This is a genomic window from Methylocystis sp. Uni0008 (genome assembly GCF_056838045.1).
On the sequence record NZ_CM166370.1, the window covers coordinates 2768502 to 2785708 of the forward strand.

21 protein-coding genes are annotated in these 17207 nt (G+C 64.4%); 14 read left to right on the forward strand and 7 right to left on the reverse strand.

Features of this window, described 5'->3' with window-relative positions:
* Positions 1-60: 60 nt before the first annotated feature.
* The 3 genes from AC0X69_RS13850 to AC0X69_RS13860 are packed head-to-tail and all read right to left on the reverse strand — an operon-like array spanning position 61 to position 3150.
* Entirely contained in the window at positions 61-522 is a 462-nt protein-coding gene (locus tag AC0X69_RS13850) for an HPr kinase/phosphorylase (protein WP_482608378.1), read from the reverse strand.
* Positions 519-2429 (reverse strand): sensor histidine kinase, encoded by a 1911-nt coding sequence (locus AC0X69_RS13855; protein ID WP_482608379.1) that lies wholly within the window; start codon positions 2427-2429, stop codon positions 519-521. Before AC0X69_RS13855 ends, AC0X69_RS13850 begins: the two co-directional genes overlap by 4 nt.
* Positions 2430-2451: 22 nt before the next feature.
* Complete coding sequence (locus AC0X69_RS13860) at positions 2452-3150, reverse strand: response regulator (protein ID WP_482608380.1); 699 nt, start codon at positions 3148-3150, stop codon at positions 2452-2454.
* A 484-nt stretch (positions 3151-3634) separates the two neighbouring features.
* Here AC0X69_RS13860 and AC0X69_RS13865 point away from each other — a divergent pair, with 484 nt between their 5' ends.
* The gene (locus tag AC0X69_RS13865; RefSeq protein ID WP_482608381.1) at positions 3635-4060 is read left to right on the forward strand and encodes a hypothetical protein; all 426 of its coding nucleotides are present in this window, start codon (positions 3635-3637) and stop codon (positions 4058-4060) included.
* Positions 4061-4215: 155 nt separating this feature from the next.
* On the opposite strand, the gene AC0X69_RS13870 is transcribed toward AC0X69_RS13865, so the two are convergent.
* The 4 genes from AC0X69_RS13870 to cydP all read right to left on the reverse strand — a co-directional run bounded on the left by AC0X69_RS13870 (position 4216) and on the right by cydP (position 7537).
* On the reverse strand, positions 4216-4455 hold the full coding sequence (locus AC0X69_RS13870; protein WP_482608382.1) for an HP1242/YdcH family protein: 240 nt from the start codon (positions 4453-4455) through the stop codon (positions 4216-4218).
* A gap of 181 nt (positions 4456-4636) precedes the next feature.
* Positions 4637-5782: a cytochrome d ubiquinol oxidase subunit II gene (gene cydB, locus AC0X69_RS13875; protein ID WP_482608383.1), complete on the reverse strand. Its 1146-nt coding sequence runs from the start codon at positions 5780-5782 to the stop codon at positions 4637-4639.
* A gap of 1 nt (position 5783) precedes the next feature.
* Positions 5784-7376, reverse strand: a complete 1593-nt coding sequence (locus tag AC0X69_RS13880; protein WP_482608384.1) for a cytochrome ubiquinol oxidase subunit I — start codon at positions 7374-7376, stop codon at positions 5784-5786.
* Between the two features lie 8 nt (positions 7377-7384).
* Entirely contained in the window at positions 7385-7537 is a 153-nt protein-coding gene (gene cydP, locus AC0X69_RS13885; protein ID WP_482608385.1) for a cytochrome oxidase putative small subunit CydP, read from the reverse strand.
* Positions 7538-8125: 588 nt separating this feature from the next.
* Between cydP and rpsL the strand changes: the two genes are divergently transcribed.
* From rpsL to rplP, 13 genes are all read left to right on the forward strand, one after another.
* Entirely contained in the window at positions 8126-8497 is a 372-nt protein-coding gene (gene rpsL, locus AC0X69_RS13890; protein ID WP_014890767.1) for a 30S ribosomal protein S12, read from the forward strand.
* A gap of 11 nt (positions 8498-8508) precedes the next feature.
* The gene (gene rpsG, locus AC0X69_RS13895) at positions 8509-8979 is read left to right on the forward strand and encodes a 30S ribosomal protein S7 (RefSeq protein WP_482608386.1); all 471 of its coding nucleotides are present in this window, start codon (positions 8509-8511) and stop codon (positions 8977-8979) included.
* 33 nt (positions 8980-9012) lie between these two features.
* Complete coding sequence (gene fusA / locus AC0X69_RS13900; protein ID WP_482608387.1) at positions 9013-11088, forward strand: elongation factor G; 2076 nt, start codon at positions 9013-9015, stop codon at positions 11086-11088.
* A 46-nt stretch (positions 11089-11134) separates the two neighbouring features.
* A complete protein-coding gene (tuf, locus tag AC0X69_RS13905; protein ID WP_482608388.1) occupies positions 11135-12325 on the forward strand; it encodes an elongation factor Tu in 1191 nt (396 codons plus the stop codon).
* A gap of 110 nt (positions 12326-12435) precedes the next feature.
* Positions 12436-12744, forward strand: a complete 309-nt coding sequence (gene rpsJ / locus AC0X69_RS13910; RefSeq protein ID WP_014890764.1) for a 30S ribosomal protein S10 — start codon at positions 12436-12438, stop codon at positions 12742-12744.
* A gap of 58 nt (positions 12745-12802) precedes the next feature.
* Positions 12803-13540, forward strand: coding sequence for a 50S ribosomal protein L3 (rplC, locus tag AC0X69_RS13915; RefSeq protein WP_482608389.1), 738 nt, complete (start codon positions 12803-12805; stop codon positions 13538-13540).
* Between the two features lie 3 nt (positions 13541-13543).
* Complete coding sequence (rplD, locus tag AC0X69_RS13920) at positions 13544-14164, forward strand: 50S ribosomal protein L4 (RefSeq protein WP_482608390.1); 621 nt, start codon at positions 13544-13546, stop codon at positions 14162-14164.
* Positions 14161-14457: a 50S ribosomal protein L23 gene (locus AC0X69_RS13925; protein ID WP_482608391.1), complete on the forward strand. Its 297-nt coding sequence runs from the start codon at positions 14161-14163 to the stop codon at positions 14455-14457. Before rplD ends, AC0X69_RS13925 begins: the two co-directional genes overlap by 4 nt.
* A 21-nt stretch (positions 14458-14478) precedes the next feature.
* Positions 14479-15318: a 50S ribosomal protein L2 gene (gene rplB, locus AC0X69_RS13930; RefSeq protein WP_482608392.1), complete on the forward strand. Its 840-nt coding sequence runs from the start codon at positions 14479-14481 to the stop codon at positions 15316-15318.
* A 3-nt stretch (positions 15319-15321) separates the two neighbouring features.
* Positions 15322-15600 (forward strand): 30S ribosomal protein S19, encoded by a 279-nt coding sequence (rpsS, locus tag AC0X69_RS13935; RefSeq protein ID WP_482608393.1) that lies wholly within the window; start codon positions 15322-15324, stop codon positions 15598-15600.
* 12 nt (positions 15601-15612) lie between these two features.
* A complete protein-coding gene (gene rplV / locus AC0X69_RS13940) occupies positions 15613-15999 on the forward strand; it encodes a 50S ribosomal protein L22 (protein WP_482608394.1) in 387 nt (128 codons plus the stop codon).
* Positions 16000-16012: 13 nt separating this feature from the next.
* Positions 16013-16762, forward strand: a complete 750-nt coding sequence (gene rpsC / locus AC0X69_RS13945; protein ID WP_482608395.1) for a 30S ribosomal protein S3 — start codon at positions 16013-16015, stop codon at positions 16760-16762.
* Between the two features lie 24 nt (positions 16763-16786).
* Complete coding sequence (gene rplP / locus AC0X69_RS13950; RefSeq protein ID WP_138166879.1) at positions 16787-17200, forward strand: 50S ribosomal protein L16; 414 nt, start codon at positions 16787-16789, stop codon at positions 17198-17200.
* The last annotated feature ends 7 nt before the right edge of the window (positions 17201-17207 follow it).

Sequence of the window (17207 nt, forward strand, 5' to 3'; positions counted from 1 at the left end):
GACAGGGGCGACATTTTGTGCAACGCGGCGAAATAGGCAAGCGAAAACAGCACGGCTCCGTCAATTTGTCGCAAGGTTCTGAATGTAGGCTGCAATCCGTGCGACCGCTCCGACGCTTGCGGCGTTTTCGACCATACGCGGCAGCGTCACGCCGCTCAACCGGGTCGCCGCCTCGTCTTGGTCCGGATAGCGTTGCGGCCGCTCTCCGGGGGCGAGGAGATCGATCGCCGCCCGCAAGACGCAGGCGGGTTCATGGTCCAAGCGCAACAGCCCCAGGCCGCGCGCTTCGATCAGACCCGTGATCGAGGGATGCGGCCGCGCGATCAGCCGGCCGTGGCGCGCCTCGAGCGAGATCCTGTCGTCGCCGACAAGCGCCGCGAAGGCGCCCCGCGCCCGCCAGTCCGAGATCAGCTGCAAGGCGATCGCGCTCTTGCCTGCGCCGGAGGGCCCGCGCAGCAGCAGGCCGAAGTCGCCGAGGACAAGCGCGGTGGCGTGAACGTAACCGCTTCCTTGCGGCGTCATCGCGCCGCAGGCAGCCAGATGACGAAGCGCGCGCCGAGCACGGCGTCGTCGCCGCGGGGGGCGTCAGTGCCCTGCGGATGCGCGCGGGTGCGGTTGAGGGCGCGGATGCGGCCGCCATGCGCCTCGATGATCTGGCGCGATATCGAGAGCCCGAGCCCGGAATTCTGGCCGAACCCCTGTTCCGGCCGGTCGGTGTAAAAGCGCTCGAAGATGCGATCGAACGCCTCGTCGGGGATTCCGGGGCCGTCGTCGTCGACGATGATCTCATAGCCTTCGATCTGCTGGCCGCCCGGCCCCTTGGCGCGCTCCGGCCATAGCAGCACGCGCACGACGCCGCCGGGCTTCGAGAACGATCGGGCGTTGTCGATCAGATTGTTGAGCACCTGGCCGAGACGCGAGTCATGGCCGAGGACTCGCCAGCCTCCTCGCGGCGGATCGTGCGGAGAGGGGCGCACCGTCAGTTGAATCCTGACGCCGTCGCCGCGGTCAACGGCGCGCGCCACGTCGACCACGGTCGACAGCGCGGCGGAGAGATCGACCATGCCCATATCGGCGCGCGCCAGCTCCGCGTCGAGCCGGGAAGCGTCGGAAATATCGCTGATCAAGCGGTCGAGACGGCCAACGTCATGTTTGATGATGGCGAGCAGCCTGTCGCGCGCGGCGTCGGTCTTGGCGATCGGCAGAGTCTCGACGGCGCTGCGCAGCGAGGTCAGTGGATTCTTCAGTTCATGCGCGACGTCCGCGGCGAAATGCTCGATCGCGTCGATTCGGTTGTAGAGCGCCTTGGTCATGTCGCGCAGCGCGCCGGAAAGATGGCCGATCTCGTCAGGCCGGTCGGAAAAATCCGGGATTTCCTGACGGGACTTCACGCCGCGCCGCACCCGCTCCGCCGCCTCGGCGAGGCGGCGCATCGGTTCCGTGATCGTGTTGGTGAAGAACAGCGAAATCAGCAGCATCACGCCTGCCGAGACCAGGAAGATGCGGATGATGCCCCAGCGTTCGGTGCCGATGACCGCGTCGATGTCGCCGCCCATCGTCGAGAGCAGCAGCGCGCCGCGCACGGAGCGGAAGCGCTGGACGGGCACGGCGACGGAGATGATGGTTTCGCCCCTGGCGTTGGCGCGCACCACTGAATGAATGTGGCCGTCGAGCGCGCTGCCGACCTCGGGATAGGTCTTGCCGTTGCCCATCCCGATGTCTTCGTAAAGCGGCAGTTCCGGCCGATGCGCCAGGCGCTGGACGAAATCCAGCGTCCGCTCAAGGTAGGAGGAGGCGTCGAGGGTCGTCGGCGGATCGGCGGCCGGCGGGAGTTCGAAGCGCAGAATGTTGGAGCGGCCCGAGACGGAACGCGAGTCGAGCAGCAGAAAGCCGTCCCGGTCGTAAATGCGCGCCCGCAGCCGCGTCGGCGACACGAGGCGCCGCAGCAGCGGCCCGACGCGCTCGGGATTGAGCGAAAACTCCAGCGGCGAGCCGCCATCGGCGCCGCTGGCGCTCTCGCCCGGCGCGAGCTTCAAGAGCTTTTCGGGGTCGATCGAAATGGCGTCGGTGTCGACCGTCGCCGAAGCCGCCACCGCGGCGGCGATGATCTCGCCCTGCGTCTGCAGGCTCTGCACGCGCGCGTCGATCAGGCCTTCGCGAAACTGGTTGAGATAGAGGAAGCCCGCGAGCAGCGCGACCAGCCCGCCGAGATTGAGAACCACGATGCGGCGGGTTAGCGAGGACGACAGATGCGACTGAACGGCGCGCATCGCCCGCGCGAAGCGGATCGAGATCGTACGCGACAGGCGCGATCGCGCGGCCGAGACGTCTCGCGGCGGCGTCGCAATGGCCGCCTTCTGGCGCGCCGCTTCCGCGACCGCGTCCTCGGCGGCGTTCACGCCGCCGTCACTGTCGATGCTTGCGTCCATCTCGCGTCCCCTCCGCGAGAGCTCAGGCTTCCTTGAATCGATAGCCCACGCCGTAGAGCGTCTCGATCATTTCGAATTCGTTGTCCACGACCTTGAATTTCTTGCGTAATCGCTTGATGTGGCTGTCGATGGTGCGGTCGTCGACATAGACCTGGTCGTCGTAGGCGGCGTCCATCAGCGCGTTGCGGCTCTTCACGACGCCGGGGCGTTGCGCCAGCGATTGCAAAATCAGGAACTCCGTCACCGTCAGCACGACGGGATCGCCCCGCCAGGTGCAGGTGTGGCGCTCCGGGTCCATGACGAGCGCGCCGCGCTCGAGAACCTTGGCCTCGGACTCCTTCTGAGCCGCAGCCTCCTTCGGATTCGCGCGGCGCAGAATGGCCTTCACCCGCTCGACGAGCAGGCGCTGCGAGAAGGGCTTATGGATGAAATCGTCGGCGCCCATCTTCAGGCCGAAGAGTTCGTCGATCTCCTCGTCCTTGGAGGTGAGAAAAATCACCGGGAGGTCCGACTTCTGCCGCAGTCGGCGCAGAAGCTCCATGCCATCCATCCGGGGCATCTTGATGTCGAAAATCGCCAGATCAGGCGGATTGGCCCGCAGCCCATCGAGCGCCTGAGCGCCATCGGTATAGGTCTGGACGCGATAGCCCTCGCCCTCCAAAGCGATGGAGACAGAGGTGAGAATGTTGCGATCGTCGTCGACGAGAGCGATGGTCGGCATCTTCAACCTTTGCTATTTGCGGCCGCAGTTTAACGTCGGGGCCGGCGCGACGTGATAGCGCTTCTCGCGCGAAACGGGCGCCCGACTTACGAGGGGCGCGACGTCGACGCTCACAGTCGACACTCTTATCGACTCGGACAGCGGGACTTCCGGAAGGCGCGCCGTCGACTCCGACAAAGTCCGAGGCCAAGGCGGCTGAAATGTGGCCGACGTCCGTTCCAAAGCCGGCGCCGCCTCGACGCCGCTTCACCGCTTATACACAAGATTGCTGAAAAAAGCACCTTATGCCTGGGCATGCAAAATTAATCATAATGGCGACAGTAAGTTAGCTCGACCGGAGCCGCATGCGGCGCGCGGGCCTCAGGGTTGGAAAATCGCGGGGGCAGACCAATCTGCCTAATGTTCTTTACAGGCGTTCGGAAGCCGGTTCGGCGCATGGCGTAAAGAGAAGCGCGCGCCGCGGCGTAGCCCAGGGAGCGGATTGATGAGCGAAGATTGGTCATATCAGGTTCGCGTCAACCTCGTCGACGAAGCGGCGAAGCTGGCTCGGAAGGACCCCGAAAGTCCGGAACTCAAGCCCCTGACCGACGTGCTTGCGAAGCACGACGCCAGGCTGCGAAATCAGCTCGACGCCTTTTCCGACTATGTCGCCGCCGCCGAACAGCGCGGCGAAGAAGACTTTCCGCTCTACAAATGGACCAAGGCGGTGATCCAGGATCCCGCGAAAATCGAGAAACACAGCAAGTCGTTCACGATCTATGTGGCGGGCGAGGAGGTATACGGCAAAGACGTCGCGGACGCGCTGGAGGCGGACATTCAGCCGCTGGTCGGCGGACCGCTGGTGGCCCGCCTGACCAAGCACGACAGCAACCCCGCGCATAATCCTCAGCCGCCGGCGCAATACCGATAGGCGTCGCCTCCCCTGTGCCCGGAATGAGTGATGAAGCGGAGCCTACTCCCTCGCCCATCCGAAGTCGGCTGTTGCCGACTTCGGAGTCGATGCGCAAACCGGGAACGCGCGCTTCGCGTAGCGGGGGAGGGCTGGGGGGCTATTGCTCGCGAGGCTTAAGCCGTCGCGAGAAAGCCGGCGATTTCATCCTTAAGGACAAGCCGCTGCTTTTTGAGATCCTCAATCGTGGCGTCGTCCGCCGGTTCGACATTCGTCTCCATGCGGTGAATGGCGCGATTGAGCGTGTGATATTCTTCGGCGATGCGCGCGAAATGGGCGTTCCTCGCCTTCAGGTCGTGAATGGCCTCGGCGTGCTCCGGAAATTCTTCATGCAACTCATGCGCGACGTGGCTCATTCAATCGTCCTTCCTTGGCGAATCTTGGCGGCGTCCGCCGCAGCCGCGATGATGTGACCGGCTTGAGCCGGGCGCAATGGCGCCGGCATGCGACCAAACTGCGCAGATGCGCCGATCGGTCGCTCGTCCAGTCAGGCTGGGGATCTGACGCGTCGCAGGATCGAATCCCACGCACGCGCCCTCAATAGGCGTGACCGCCGGGCTCGAAGATGCGCGAAGGCACCTTGCCGCGCAGCACCCGGTAGACCCAGGCGGTATAGGCGAGAACGATCGGCAGAAAGACGATGACGGCGATGAGCATGACGAACAGCGTCAAATGGCTCGAGGAGGCGTCCCACGCCGTAAGGCTGACGTTCGGCTCGATGGATGACGGCACGAGGAAAGGAAACATGGCGAAGCCGGGGGTCGCGACGATGCCGGCGACCGCGACGGCGCTGGCGATGAATGCGGCCGTTTCCTTGCGCAAGGCGAACATTGCGGCGGCGGTCAGCGCCCCCAGCAGGCCAAGCGCCGGCGCCGCCATCGACCACGGATAGCGCGCGTAATTGCGCATCCAGCCTCCGGCCACGACTTCGACGCTCTTTCGCAAAGGATTGGACGGCGCGGCGGGCGCAATTTCGCTGACGATCGCATAGCCGTTGAGGTGAGAATAGGCGTAGACGCCGCCGATCGCGAACAGTGCAAAAGTGACGATGCTCGCAATCATGCCGACCTGGCGCGCGCGCGGCGCGATCGGCGCGTCCGTCTTCAGCTGCACATAGGCTGCGCCATGCATCGCCAGCATCCAGACGCTGACCGCGCCGCAAAGCAGCGCGAAGGGCGTGAACAGTTCGAAAAACGTGCCTTCATAAATCGCCCGCAGCTCGTCGTCGAAACGCAAGGGAACGCCCTGCAGCAGACTGCCGAAGGCGACGCCGAAGACCAGAGCGGGCGCAAGTCCGCCAAAGAACAGCGCCCAGTCCCAGGTCTGCCGCCACGCCGCATTGTCGATCTTGCCGCGGAATTTGAAGGCGACAGGCCGCAGAATCAGCGCGATCAGCGTGACGAACATCGCGATGTAGAAGCCGGAGAAGGCGGCCGCGTAGACCGGCGGCCAGGCGGCGAAGGATGCGCCGCCGCCCAGGATGAACCAGACCTGATTGCCCTCCCACACCGGGCCGATGCTGTTGAGCAGAACCCGTCGCTCGTGGTCGTTTCGGCCGAGGACGGGCAGCAGCATCGCCGTTCCCAGGTCGAAGCCGTCGAGCGCCGCAAAGCCGATGAGCAAAACGCCGAGCAGCCCCCACCAGATCACCCGAAGCGTGTCGTAATCCAGGGGAATATGCATGTCAGGCCTCCTCGACCGGCGTCAGATCGCCGATCGGCGCGCCGCCGGGCGGCGCCTGACGCGTCGCCAGATCGGGAACCTCCCATGTCTCGGTCGGTCCGAGCCGCACATATTTGACCATCAGGAAAACGTCGACGATGAGCAGCGCCGTATAGAACAGGACGAAGCCTGAGAGGCTCAGCCAGACATTGCCGGCGCGAATAGGCGAGGCGGCGAGAAAGGTCGGCAGCACGCCTTCGATGATCCAGGGCTGCCGCCCATATTCGGCGACGATCCAGCCGAGCTCCGCCGCAACCCAAGGCAGCGGCAGCGACCACACCGCGACGTGCAGCAGCCATCGCCGCTGTTCGAAAGCGCGTTTCGACGAGAGATAGAACATCACAGCGAAGAGCGCGATGAAGTAGAAGCCGAGCGCCACCATGACGCGGAAGGACCAGAAGATGACCGGCACGTTCGGAATCGTGTCCCAGGCGGCCTTTTCGATCTGCTCGGGCGTCGCGGCGCTCGGATTGTCGGTGTAGCGGCGCAGCAGCATGGCGTAGCCGAGATCTCGCTGGCGCCGCTCGATGATCTCTCGGGCCGCGGGGTCCGGCGCCGCGCCCTTGAGGCGACGCATCGCCTCATAGCCCTCGACGCCGCGGCTGATGCGCGTCTTGGCGTCCTCCACGAGATCGAAGATCCCGGGGATGGCCTTGTCGAGCGAGCGCGTCGCGATGAGCCCCGGCATCCAGGGCGCCTGAACGGCGTAATAGGTTTCGTGGGTCACGGGATCAGGGATGCCGAAAATCGTGAAGGCCGCCGGCGGCGCCTCCGTGCGCCACAGGCCCTCCATCGCCGCGAGCTTCACCTTCTGGTTCTCGGTGGTGGCGTAGCCGCTCTCGTCGCCCAGAACGACGACCGAAAGCGCCGAGGCGAGCCCGAAGGAGGCGGCGACGGTCATTGAGCGCAACGCGAAGGCGCGATGGCGCCCCTGAAGCAGATACCAGGCGCTGATCGCCAGCACGAACACCGCCCCGGTGACGTAACCCGCCGCCACCGTGTGCACGAATTTCGACTGGGCGACCGGATTGAACAGGACGGCCGTGAAATCGGTCACCTCCATGCGGATGGTGTCCGGGTTGAAGCGGCTGCCGACGGGATTCTGCATCCAGGCGTTGGCGACGAGAATCCACAGCGCCGAGAAATTCGAGCCTAAAGCCACGCACCAGGTGACGGCGAGATGGCCCGGCCGGCTCAGCCGGTCCCAGCCGAAGAAGAACAGACCGATGAAGGTCGCTTCCAGGAAGAAGGCCATCAGGCCTTCGATGGCGAGCGGCGCGCCGAAAACGTCGCCGACATATTGCGAATAGTAGGACCAGTTGGTGCCGAACTGGAATTCCATGGTGATGCCGGTGGCGACCCCCATGGCGAAATTGATGCCAAAGAGAATGCCCCAGAAAACCGTCATGTCGCGCCAGATGCGCCGCCGGGTCATCACATAGACGCTCTCCATGATGGCGATGAGGACGGATAGCCCCAAGGTCAGCGGCACGAAGAGAAAGTGGTAGAGCGCGGTGAGTGCGAACTGGATGCGGGAGAGATCGACGACATCCATGGCGGCGCTCACGGTCCGAACAGCCAGCGCGCCGCGCCGGGGAGGGCGGGCTTCGAGGCGAAGAAAGCGAAGTAGAGCGCGGCGAGCGCCAGGACCTTGGCCGCGAGCACGGCGCCGATCTCTCTGGCTAAGCCTTTGCTGCGCCTTTGAGTTTTCGCCATCGGCGCCTCCCGCGGGCTAACGCGGGACGCCGCGAGCCGTTCCGCCGCGTCTGCGATTTTGCGCCGCCGCCGCGCCTTGCGGATCATGAGATCGTCGCTGCGATCGCCGCACCATGGGATCAGGCGCGACGGGAAGCGCGCGCGTCTCACGCAGCGAAAAGATGCGTGCGCCGACGCGCGACAATCTTCGAAAAATCGCGCAATCTGCGCTTGACGCGCCGAACGCTCGCGATTAGGTTCCGCCCACTTTCGACAGGCCGTAAGTTCACGCCGTCGGCGAGCGCCTCGCTCTCGATCCTTCGAACTTAAACGCTGTCGCCTTGCCTGTGACCGCCAAGCGTTATTGGTAATCATACCGGCGCTTCGGACGCGTTCCGAAAAAGTTGCAAGACTTTTTCGGGTCAGAACTCGTCCAAAGACTCGTCGGACAGGAGGGCACGATCCCGGAGTTCCGGGATCCTCTGCGTTAGAAGCGCCCTGGCCCCTACGGCCATCGGCGCTTCGCTCGTTTGCGCGTGCCTTTGCGGCCATGCGCGCCGGGTTCACCACGACATCCGCCATTCGCAATCACGCGAAGGACCTTATTGAATGCCGACGATCAGCCAGTTGATCCGCAAGCCGCGCCAGGCGCCGACCTACCGCGAAAAGGCTCGCCATCTGCAGTCCTGCCCGCAGAAGCGCGGCGTGTGCACCCGCGTCTATACGACGACGCCGAAGAAGCCGAACTCGGCGCTTCGCAAGGTCGCCAAGGTGCGTCTGACCAACGGATTCGAGGTCATCGGCTACATTCCGGGCGAGGGCCATAACCTTCAGGAGCACTCCGTCGTGATGATCCGCGGCGGCCGCGTGAAGGATCTTCCTGGCGTTCGCTATCACATTCTGCGCGGCGTTCTGGACACCCAGGGCGTCAAGGACCGCAAGCAGCGCCGTTCGAAATACGGCGCGAAGCGTCCGAAGTAAGGAGCCGTTCGATGTCTCGTCGCCACCGGGCCGAAAAGCGCGAAGTGATCGAGGACGCCAAATATGGCGACGTCGTTCTCGCGAAATTCATGAACTCGATCATGTACGACGGCAAGAAGTCGGTCGCCGAGCAGATTGTCTATGGCGCGCTCGATCAGGTCGAGTCGAAGGCCAAGAGCGATCCGCTCGCCGTGTTCAAGCAGGCGCTCGACAATGTCGCCCCGGCGATCGAAGTGCGTTCGCGCCGCGTCGGCGGCGCCACCTATCAGGTCCCGGTCGAAGTGCGCAACGAACGCCGTCAGGCGCTCGCGATCCGCTGGATCATCACCGCGGCCCGCGCCCGCAACGATAAAACCATGGTCGACCGTCTGTCGGCCGAACTGCTCGACGCCTCCAACAACCGCGGCGCCGCGGTGAAGAAGCGCGAAGACACCCATCGCATGGCGGAGGCCAACCGCGCCTTCTCGCATTACCGCTGGTAAGGCGCAGCACGAGCTTTCACGAGGACAACCGTTATGGCCCGCTCTCATCCGATCGAGGACTACCGTAACTTCGGCATCATGGCCCACATCGATGCGGGCAAGACGACGACGACGGAGCGTATCCTCTATTACTCCGGCAAGAGCCATAAGATCGGCGAGGTGCATGAAGGCGCCGCGACGATGGACTGGATGGAGCAGGAGCAGGAGCGCGGCATCACGATTACGTCCGCCGCGACGACGACCTTCTGGAACGGCAAGCGCCTCAACATCATCGACACGCCCGGCCACGTCGACTTCACGATCGAAGTTGAACGCTCACTGCGCGTTCTCGACGGCGCCGTATGCGTTCTCGACGGCAATCAGGGCGTCGAGCCGCAGACCGAGACCGTCTGGCGTCAGGCCGACAAATACAATGTGCCGCGCATCGTCTTCGTCAACAAGATGGACAAGATCGGCGCCGACTTCGACCGCTGCGTCGAGGAAATCAAGACCCGCGTCGGCGGCCGCCCGGTCTGCGCGCAATTGCCGATCGGCTCCGAGTCGAACTTCAAGGGCATCATCGATCTCGTGCGCATGAAGGCCGTCGTCTGGGAAGACGAAGGGCTCGGCGCAAAATATCACGACGAAGAGATCCCGGCCGATCTTCTCGATAAGGCCAAGGAATGTCGGACGGCGCTCATCGAGGCCGCGGTCGAAATGGACGACGACGCCATGGCCGCTTACCTCGACGGCCAGGAGCCGGACGAGGAGACGCTGCACAGACTGATCCGCACCGCCGTGCGCAAGATCGCCTTCATTCCGGTGTTCTGCGGCTCGGCCTTCAAGAACAAGGGCGTGCAGCCGCTGCTCGACGCCGTCGTGCATTATCTGCCGTCGCCGGTCGATCGTGAGGCGATCAAGGGCGTCGACGTGGACACCGGCGAGGAGATGGTGCGCAAGCCGCTCGACTCCGAGCCCTTCTCGATGCTCGCCTTCAAGATCATGGACGACCCCTTCGTCGGCACGATCACCTTCGCGCGCGTTTATTCGGGCAAGATCGAATCGGGCACGACCGTGCTCAATTCCACGAAGGAAAAGAAAGAGCGCATCGGCCGCATGCTGCTGATGCACGCCAACAACCGCGAAGACATCAAGGAGGCCTACGCCGGCGACATCGTCGCGCTCGCGGGCCTCAAGGACACCCGCACCGGCGACACGCTCTGCGACCAGCAGAAGCCCGTCATCCTGGAGCGCATGGAGTTCCCCGATCCGGTCATCGAGATCGCCATCGAGCCGAAGTCGAAGGCCGACCAGGAGAAGCTCGGCATCGCCCTGCAGAAGCTCGCGGCCGAGGATCCGTCGTTCCGCGTCTCGACCGATCAGGAAAGCGGCCAGACCATCCTCAAGGGCATGGGCGAGCTGCATCTCGACATCAAGGTCGACATCCTGAAGCGCACCTACAAGGTCGACGCCAATATCGGCGCGCCGCAGGTCGCTTATCGCGAGCGGCTCGGCCGCAAGCAGGAAATCGACTACACGCACAAGAAGCAGACCGGCGGCACCGGCCAGTTCGCGCGCGTGAAGATCATTTTCGAACCCAACGAAGCCGGCAAGGGCAATGAGTTCGAGAGCAAGATCGTCGGCGGCGCGGTGCCGAAGGAATATATCCCCGGCGTCGACAAGGGCATTGCGTCGGTGACGACCTCCGGCATTCTCGCCGGCTTCCCGGTCGTCGATCTGAAGGCGACGCTCATCGACGGCGCCTTCCACGATGTCGACTCGTCGGTTCTCGCCTTCGAGATCGCCTCGCGCGCTGCGACCCGCGAAGCGCTGCAGAAGGGCGGCTCGGTGCTGCTCGAGCCGATCATGAAGGTCGAGGTGGTGACGCCGGAGGAATATACCGGCTCGGTCATCGGCGATCTGAATTCGCGTCGCGGACAGATTCAGGGTCAGGACATGCGCGCCAACGCCGTGGTGATCAACGCCATGGTGCCGCTCGCCAACATGTTCGGCTACGTCAATCAGCTGCGCTCCTTCACGCAGGGACGCGCGAGCTACACGATGCAATTCGATCACTACGAACAAGTGCCCGAAGCGGAGTCGAAGAAGGTTCAGGCGAAATACGCCTGATCTCGATCGCTAAGGGACAGCAGGAACTCTTCAAAGGAGCACGGCGATGGCCAAGGAAAAGTTTTCACGCACGAAGCCGCACTGCAACATTGGGACGATTGGACACGTCGACCATGGCAAGACGTCTTTGACGGCGGCGATCACCAAGGTTCTGGCGGAGACGGGCGGCGCGACCTTTACGGCCTATGACCAGATCGACAAGGCGCCCGAAGAGAAGGCGCGCGGCATCACGATTTCGACGGCGCATGTCGAATATGAGACGCAGAACCGCCATTACGCCCATGTCGACTGCCCCGGCCACGCGGACTATGTGAAGAACATGATCACCGGCGCGGCGCAGATGGACGGCGCGATCCTCGTCGTCTCGGCCGCCGACGGCCCGATGCCGCAGACCCGCGAGCATATCCTCTTGGCCCGTCAGGTCGGCGTGCCGGCGCTCGTCGTGTTCCTCAACAAGGTCGACATGGTCGACGATCCGGAGCTTTTAGAGCTCGTCGAGCTCGAAGTGCGCGAACTGCTCTCGAAGTATGAATTCCCCGGCGACGACATTCCGATCACCAAGGGTTCGGCGCTGTGCGCGCTCGAGGGCAAGAACCCCGAGATCGGCCATGACGCGATCCTGAAGCTGATGCAGACGGTCGACGCTTATATTCCGCAGCCGGAGCGTCCGAAGGATCAGCCGTTCCTGATGCCGGTCGAGGACGTGTTCTCGATTTCCGGCCGCGGCACGGTGGTGACGGGGCGCATCGAGCGCGGCGTGATCAAGGTGGGCGAGGAAGTCGAGATCGTCGGCATCCGTCCGACGACGAAGTCGACGGTGACGGGCGTCGAGATGTTCCGCAAGCTCTTGGATCAGGGCGAGGCGGGCGACAACGTCGGCTGCCTGCTGCGCGGCACGAAGCGCGAGGACGTTGAGCGCGGCCAGGTGCTGTGCAAGCCGGGCTCGGTGAAGCCGCATACGAAGTTCAAGGCCGAGGCGTATATCCTGACGAAGGAAGAGGGCGGCCGTCATACGCCGTTCTTCACCAACTACCGCCCGCAGTTCTATTTCCGCACGACGGACGTGACCGGCATCGTCACGCTTCCCGAGGGCGTGGAGATGGTGATGCCGGGCGACAATGTGACGATGGAAGTCGCGCTGATCGTGCCGATCGCCATGGAGGAGAAGCTGCGCTTCGCCATCCGTGAAGGCGGCCGCACCGTCGGCGCCGGCGTCGTCGCCAGCATCATCGAGTAAAGCGAATCTGGGCCGCGGGCCAAGCGCTCGCTCTTGTGAACAAAGCCGCGCGGCATCCGCGCGGCGCATGAAGGCGAGCAAAGCCGCTCGCGGTCCCAAAGGACGAGACAATGAACGGTCAAAATATCCGGATTCGCCTCAAGGCGTTCGATCACCGGATTCTCGACACGTCGACGAAGGAAATCGTCTCGACGGCCAAGCGCACGGGCGCTCAGGTCCGGGGTCCGATTCCGCTGCCGACGCGCATCGAAAAATTCACGGTGAACCGTTCGCCGCACATCGACAAGAAGTCGCGCGAACAGTTCGAGATCAGGACGCATAAACGCGTTCTCGACATCGTCGATCCCACCCCCCAGACGGTGGACGCGCTCATGAAGCTCGATCTTGCGGCCGGCGTGGACGTCGAGATCAAGCTCTAAGGGAATTCAGGCGGCGCTCCTCCAAGGGAAGCGAGCGCGCTTTGCGAAGGATTGGATCATGCGGTCGGGCGTCATCGCGCAAAAGGTCGGAATGACCCGCGTCTTCACGGAGGCGGGCGAGCATGTGCCGGTCACGGTCTTAAAGCTCGACGGCTGCCAGGTCGTCGCGCAGCGGACCGTGGAGAAAAACGGCTACACCGCCGTCCAGCTCGGCATCGGCCGCGCCAAGGTCAAGAATGTCTCCAAGGCCGAGCGCACGCGTTTCGCGGCGGCGAAGGTCGAGCCGAAGATGAAGCTCGCCGAGTTCCGGGTGAACGAGGAAGAGCTGCTGCCGATCGGCGCTGAGATTACGGCGGATCATTTCGTCGTCGGCCAGTTCGTCGACGTGACCGGCACATCGACCGGCAAGGGCTTCGCGGGTCCGATGAAGCGCTGGGGCTTCGGCGGTCTGCGCGCGTCGCACGGCGTCTCGATTTCGCATCGTTCGCATGGTTCGACCGGCGGCCGTCAGGATCCCGGCAAGACCTTCAAGAACAAGAAAATGGCCGGCCATATGGGCGTCGAGCGCGTCACCACTCAGAATCTGCGCGTCGTGCGGACGGACCCGGACCGGGGACTTCTGCTCGTCGAAGGCGCGGTGCCTGGCACGGCCGGCGGCTGGATTTTCGTGCGCGACGCGGTCAAGCGCGCGCTTCCGAAGGACGCCCCGCAGCCGGGCAAGTTCCGCCTCGGCGACGGACAGGGCGAGGCTGCGGCTTCGGACGCCGCTCCGCAAGAAGACAAGAAGGAGGACTGAGCCGTGAAGATCGACGTCACGTCGTTCGACGGCCAGGCGGCCGGTTCGATCGAACTCTCCGATGAAGTATTCGGCCTCGAGCCGCGCAAGGACCTCATCTTCCGCATGATCCGCTGGCAGCTCGCCAAGCGCCGCGCGGGCACCCATGCGGTGAAGAATCGCGCTGAGATCGCGCGCTCTGGCAAGAAGCTGCACAAGCAGAAGGGCACGGGCGGCGCCCGTCACGGCTCGGCGCGCGCGCCGCAGTTCCGCGGCGGCGGACGCGCCTTCGGCCCCGTGGTGCGCAGCCACGAGCATGACTTGCCGAAGAAAGTGCGCCAGCTCGCGCTGAAGCACGCCCTGTCGGCGAAGGCGAAAGACGGCGGCATCATCGTTTGGGAGACGGCGGAGATCGCCGAGCCCAAGACGAAACTGCTCGTGTCCGGCTTCGCCAAGTCGGGCCTCGACAGCGCCATCATCATCGTCGGCGGCGCGCCGCAGAACAATTTCGCGCTCGCCGCGCGCAACATTCCGAAGATCGACGTTCTGCCGGTCGAAGGCGTCAATGTTTACGACATCCTCCGCCGCGAGAAGCTGGTGTTGACCCGCGCCGCAGTGGACGCGCTGGAGGCGCGACTGAAATGAGCAAGGACGTTCGCCATTACGACGTGATCGTCGCCCCGGTCATCACCGAGAAGGCGACGCTCGCCTCGGAGAGCAACAAGGTGGTCTTCAAGGTCGCGCGGAACGCGACGAAGCCGCAGATCAAGGCGGCGGTAGAGGGCCTGTTCGACGTCAAGGTCGAATCGGTCAACACGCTCCTGCGCAAGGGCAAGGTGAAGAGCTTCCGCGGGGTGCGCGGCCAGCAGAGCGACGTCAAGAAAGCGGTGGTGACCCTCGCCGAGGGCCACAAGATCGACGTGACGACCGGACTGTAAGGAAGGCGTGAGGATAGAACGATGGCGCTGAAGACATTCAAGCCGGTCACGCCGAGCCTTCGCCAGCTCGTGATCGTCGACCGCAGCGAGCTCTACAAGGGCAAGCCGGTCAAGACGCTGACCGAGGGCAAGACCTCGAAAGGCGGACGCAACAATTACGGCCGCGTCACCGTGCGTTTTCGCGGCGGCGGACACAAGCAGGCCTATCGCATCGTCGATTTCAAGCGGCGCAAGCTCGATGTGCCGGGCAAGGTCGAGCGCCTCGAATATGATCCGAACCGCACGGCCTTCATCGCGCTCGTGCGCTATGCGGACAATGAGCTCGCTTACATTCTCGCGCCGCAGCGTCTTGCGGTCGGCGACGAGGTGATCGCCGGCAATCAGGTCGACGTGAAGCCCGGCAACGCCATGCCGATCGCCAATATTCCGGTCGGCGCGATCGTTCACAATGTCGAGATGAAGATCGGCAAGGGCGGCGCCATCGCGCGCTCCGCCGGCACCTATGCGCAGATCGTCGGCCGCGACCAGGGCTATGTGATCATCAGGCTGAACTCGGGCGAGCAGCGCCTCGTTCACGGCCAGTGCTTCGCATCGATCGGCGCCGTGTCCAATCCGGATCACATGAACACCTCGATCGGCAAGGCGGGGCGCTCGCGCTGGCTCGGCCGTCGTCCGCACAATCGCGGCGTCACCATGAACCCGATCGACCATCCGCACGGCGGCGGCGAAGGCCGCACCTCGGGCGGCCGTCACCCGGTCACGCCCTGGGGCAAGCCGACCAAGGGCAAGAAGACCCGCACCAATAAATCCACCGACCGTTTCATTGTGTCCTCGCGGCACAATCGCAAGAAGAAGGGCTAATCCATGGCTCGCTCGATCTGGAAGGGCCCGTTCGTCGACGGCTATCTTCTCAAGAAGGCCGAGGCCTCGCGCGCTTCGGCCCGCTCCGAGGTCATCAAGATCTGGAGCCGCCGCTCCACCATTCTCCCGCAATTCGTGGGACTGACCTTCGGCGTTCACAACGGCCAGAAACATATTCCCGTATCCGTGTCGGAAGACATGATCGGGCACAAATTCGGCGAATTCGCTCCGACCCGCACCTTCCACGGCCATGCGGCCGACAAGAAGGCCAAGAGGGGCTAAGAGAGGCTCACGATGTCGAAGGAAGCCAATCCGCCCCGGCTTGCGGAAAACGAAGCGAAGGCCGTCGCGCGCATGCTGCGCGTGTCGCCGCAGAAGCTCAACCTGCTTGCGCAGCTGATCCGCGGCAAGAAGGTCGATCGTGCGCTCGCCGACCTGGAATTCTCCAGAAAGCGGATCGCGCATGAGGTGAAGAAGACGCTCGAAAGCGCCATCGCCAACGCCGAGAACAATCACGGCCTCGACGTCGACGATCTCGTCGTCGCCCAGGCCTTCGTCGGCAAGGCGCTGGTGATGAAACGCTTCCATGCCCGCGCCCGCGGACGGGCGAGCCGCGTCGAGAAGCCCTTCGCCAATCTGACGATCATCGTGCGCGAAGTCGAAGCGCAAGCGAACGCCTAAAGGATTAAGCACCATGGGTCAGAAGGTTAATCCGATCGGGCTGCGACTGGGCGTCAACCGCACCTGGGATTCGCGCTGGTTCGCGAGCAAGGGCGAATACGCCAAGCTGCTGCACGAGGACATGGCGATCCGCGAGGCTGTGGCGAAGACGCTGAAGCAGGCGGCGGTGTCGAAGATCGTCATCGAGCGTCCGCACAAGAAGTGCCGCGTGACGATCCATTCGGCGCGTCCGGGCGTCGTGATCGGCAAGAAGGGCGCGGACATCGACAAGATCCGCAAGCTCGTCGGCAAGCTCACGGGCAGCGAAGTCGTGATCAACATCGTCGAAGTGCGCAAGCCCGAGACCGAGGCAGCGCTCGTCGCCGAGTCGATCGCACAGCAGCTCGAGCGCCGCGTCGCCTTCCGCCGCGCGATGAAGCGCGCGGTGCAGTCGGCCATCCGCCTCGGCGCGCAGGGCATCCGCATCAATTGCTCGGGCCGTCTCGGCGGCGCCGAAATCGCGCGTCTCGAATGGTATCGCGAAGGCCGCGTGCCGCTGCATACGCTGCGCGCCGACGTCGATTACGGCACGGCGACCGCGCACACCGCCTATGGCGCCTGCGGCATCAAGGTCTGGATCTTCAAGGGCGAAATCCTTGAGCACGATCCGATGGCGCAGGACAAGAAGGCGGCCGAACAGGCCGCCGGCGGCGATCATGGCGATCGCGATCGCGGCGGCGAACGCCGCCGTCGCGAACCGCGCGAACCGCGCGACGCGGCGTAACGGACAAGATCAAAGAGCGCTATCATGCTGCAACCCAAACGCACCAAGTTCCGCAAGGCCTTCAAGGGCCGAATCCGTGGCGCCTCGAAGGCGGGCTATTCGCTGGACTTCGGTCAGTTCGGCCTCAAGGCGCTGGAGCCTGAGCGCATCACGGCGCGCCAGATCGAAGCCGCGCGCCGCGCCATGACGCGCCACATGAAGCGCGCCGGCCGCGTCTGGATCCGCATCTTCCCCGACGTGCCGGTGTCGAAGAAGCCGACCGAAGTGCGCATGGGCAAGGGCAAGGGCGCGCCGGAATTCTGGGCGGTGCGCGTCGCGCCCGGCCGCATCATGTTCGAGATCGACGGCGTGCCGGCGCCGCTGGCGCGCGAAGCGCTGACGCTCGCCGCCGCGAAACTGCCGATCAAGACGCGCTTCATCGAACGCATTGCCGAGTAAGGGGGAC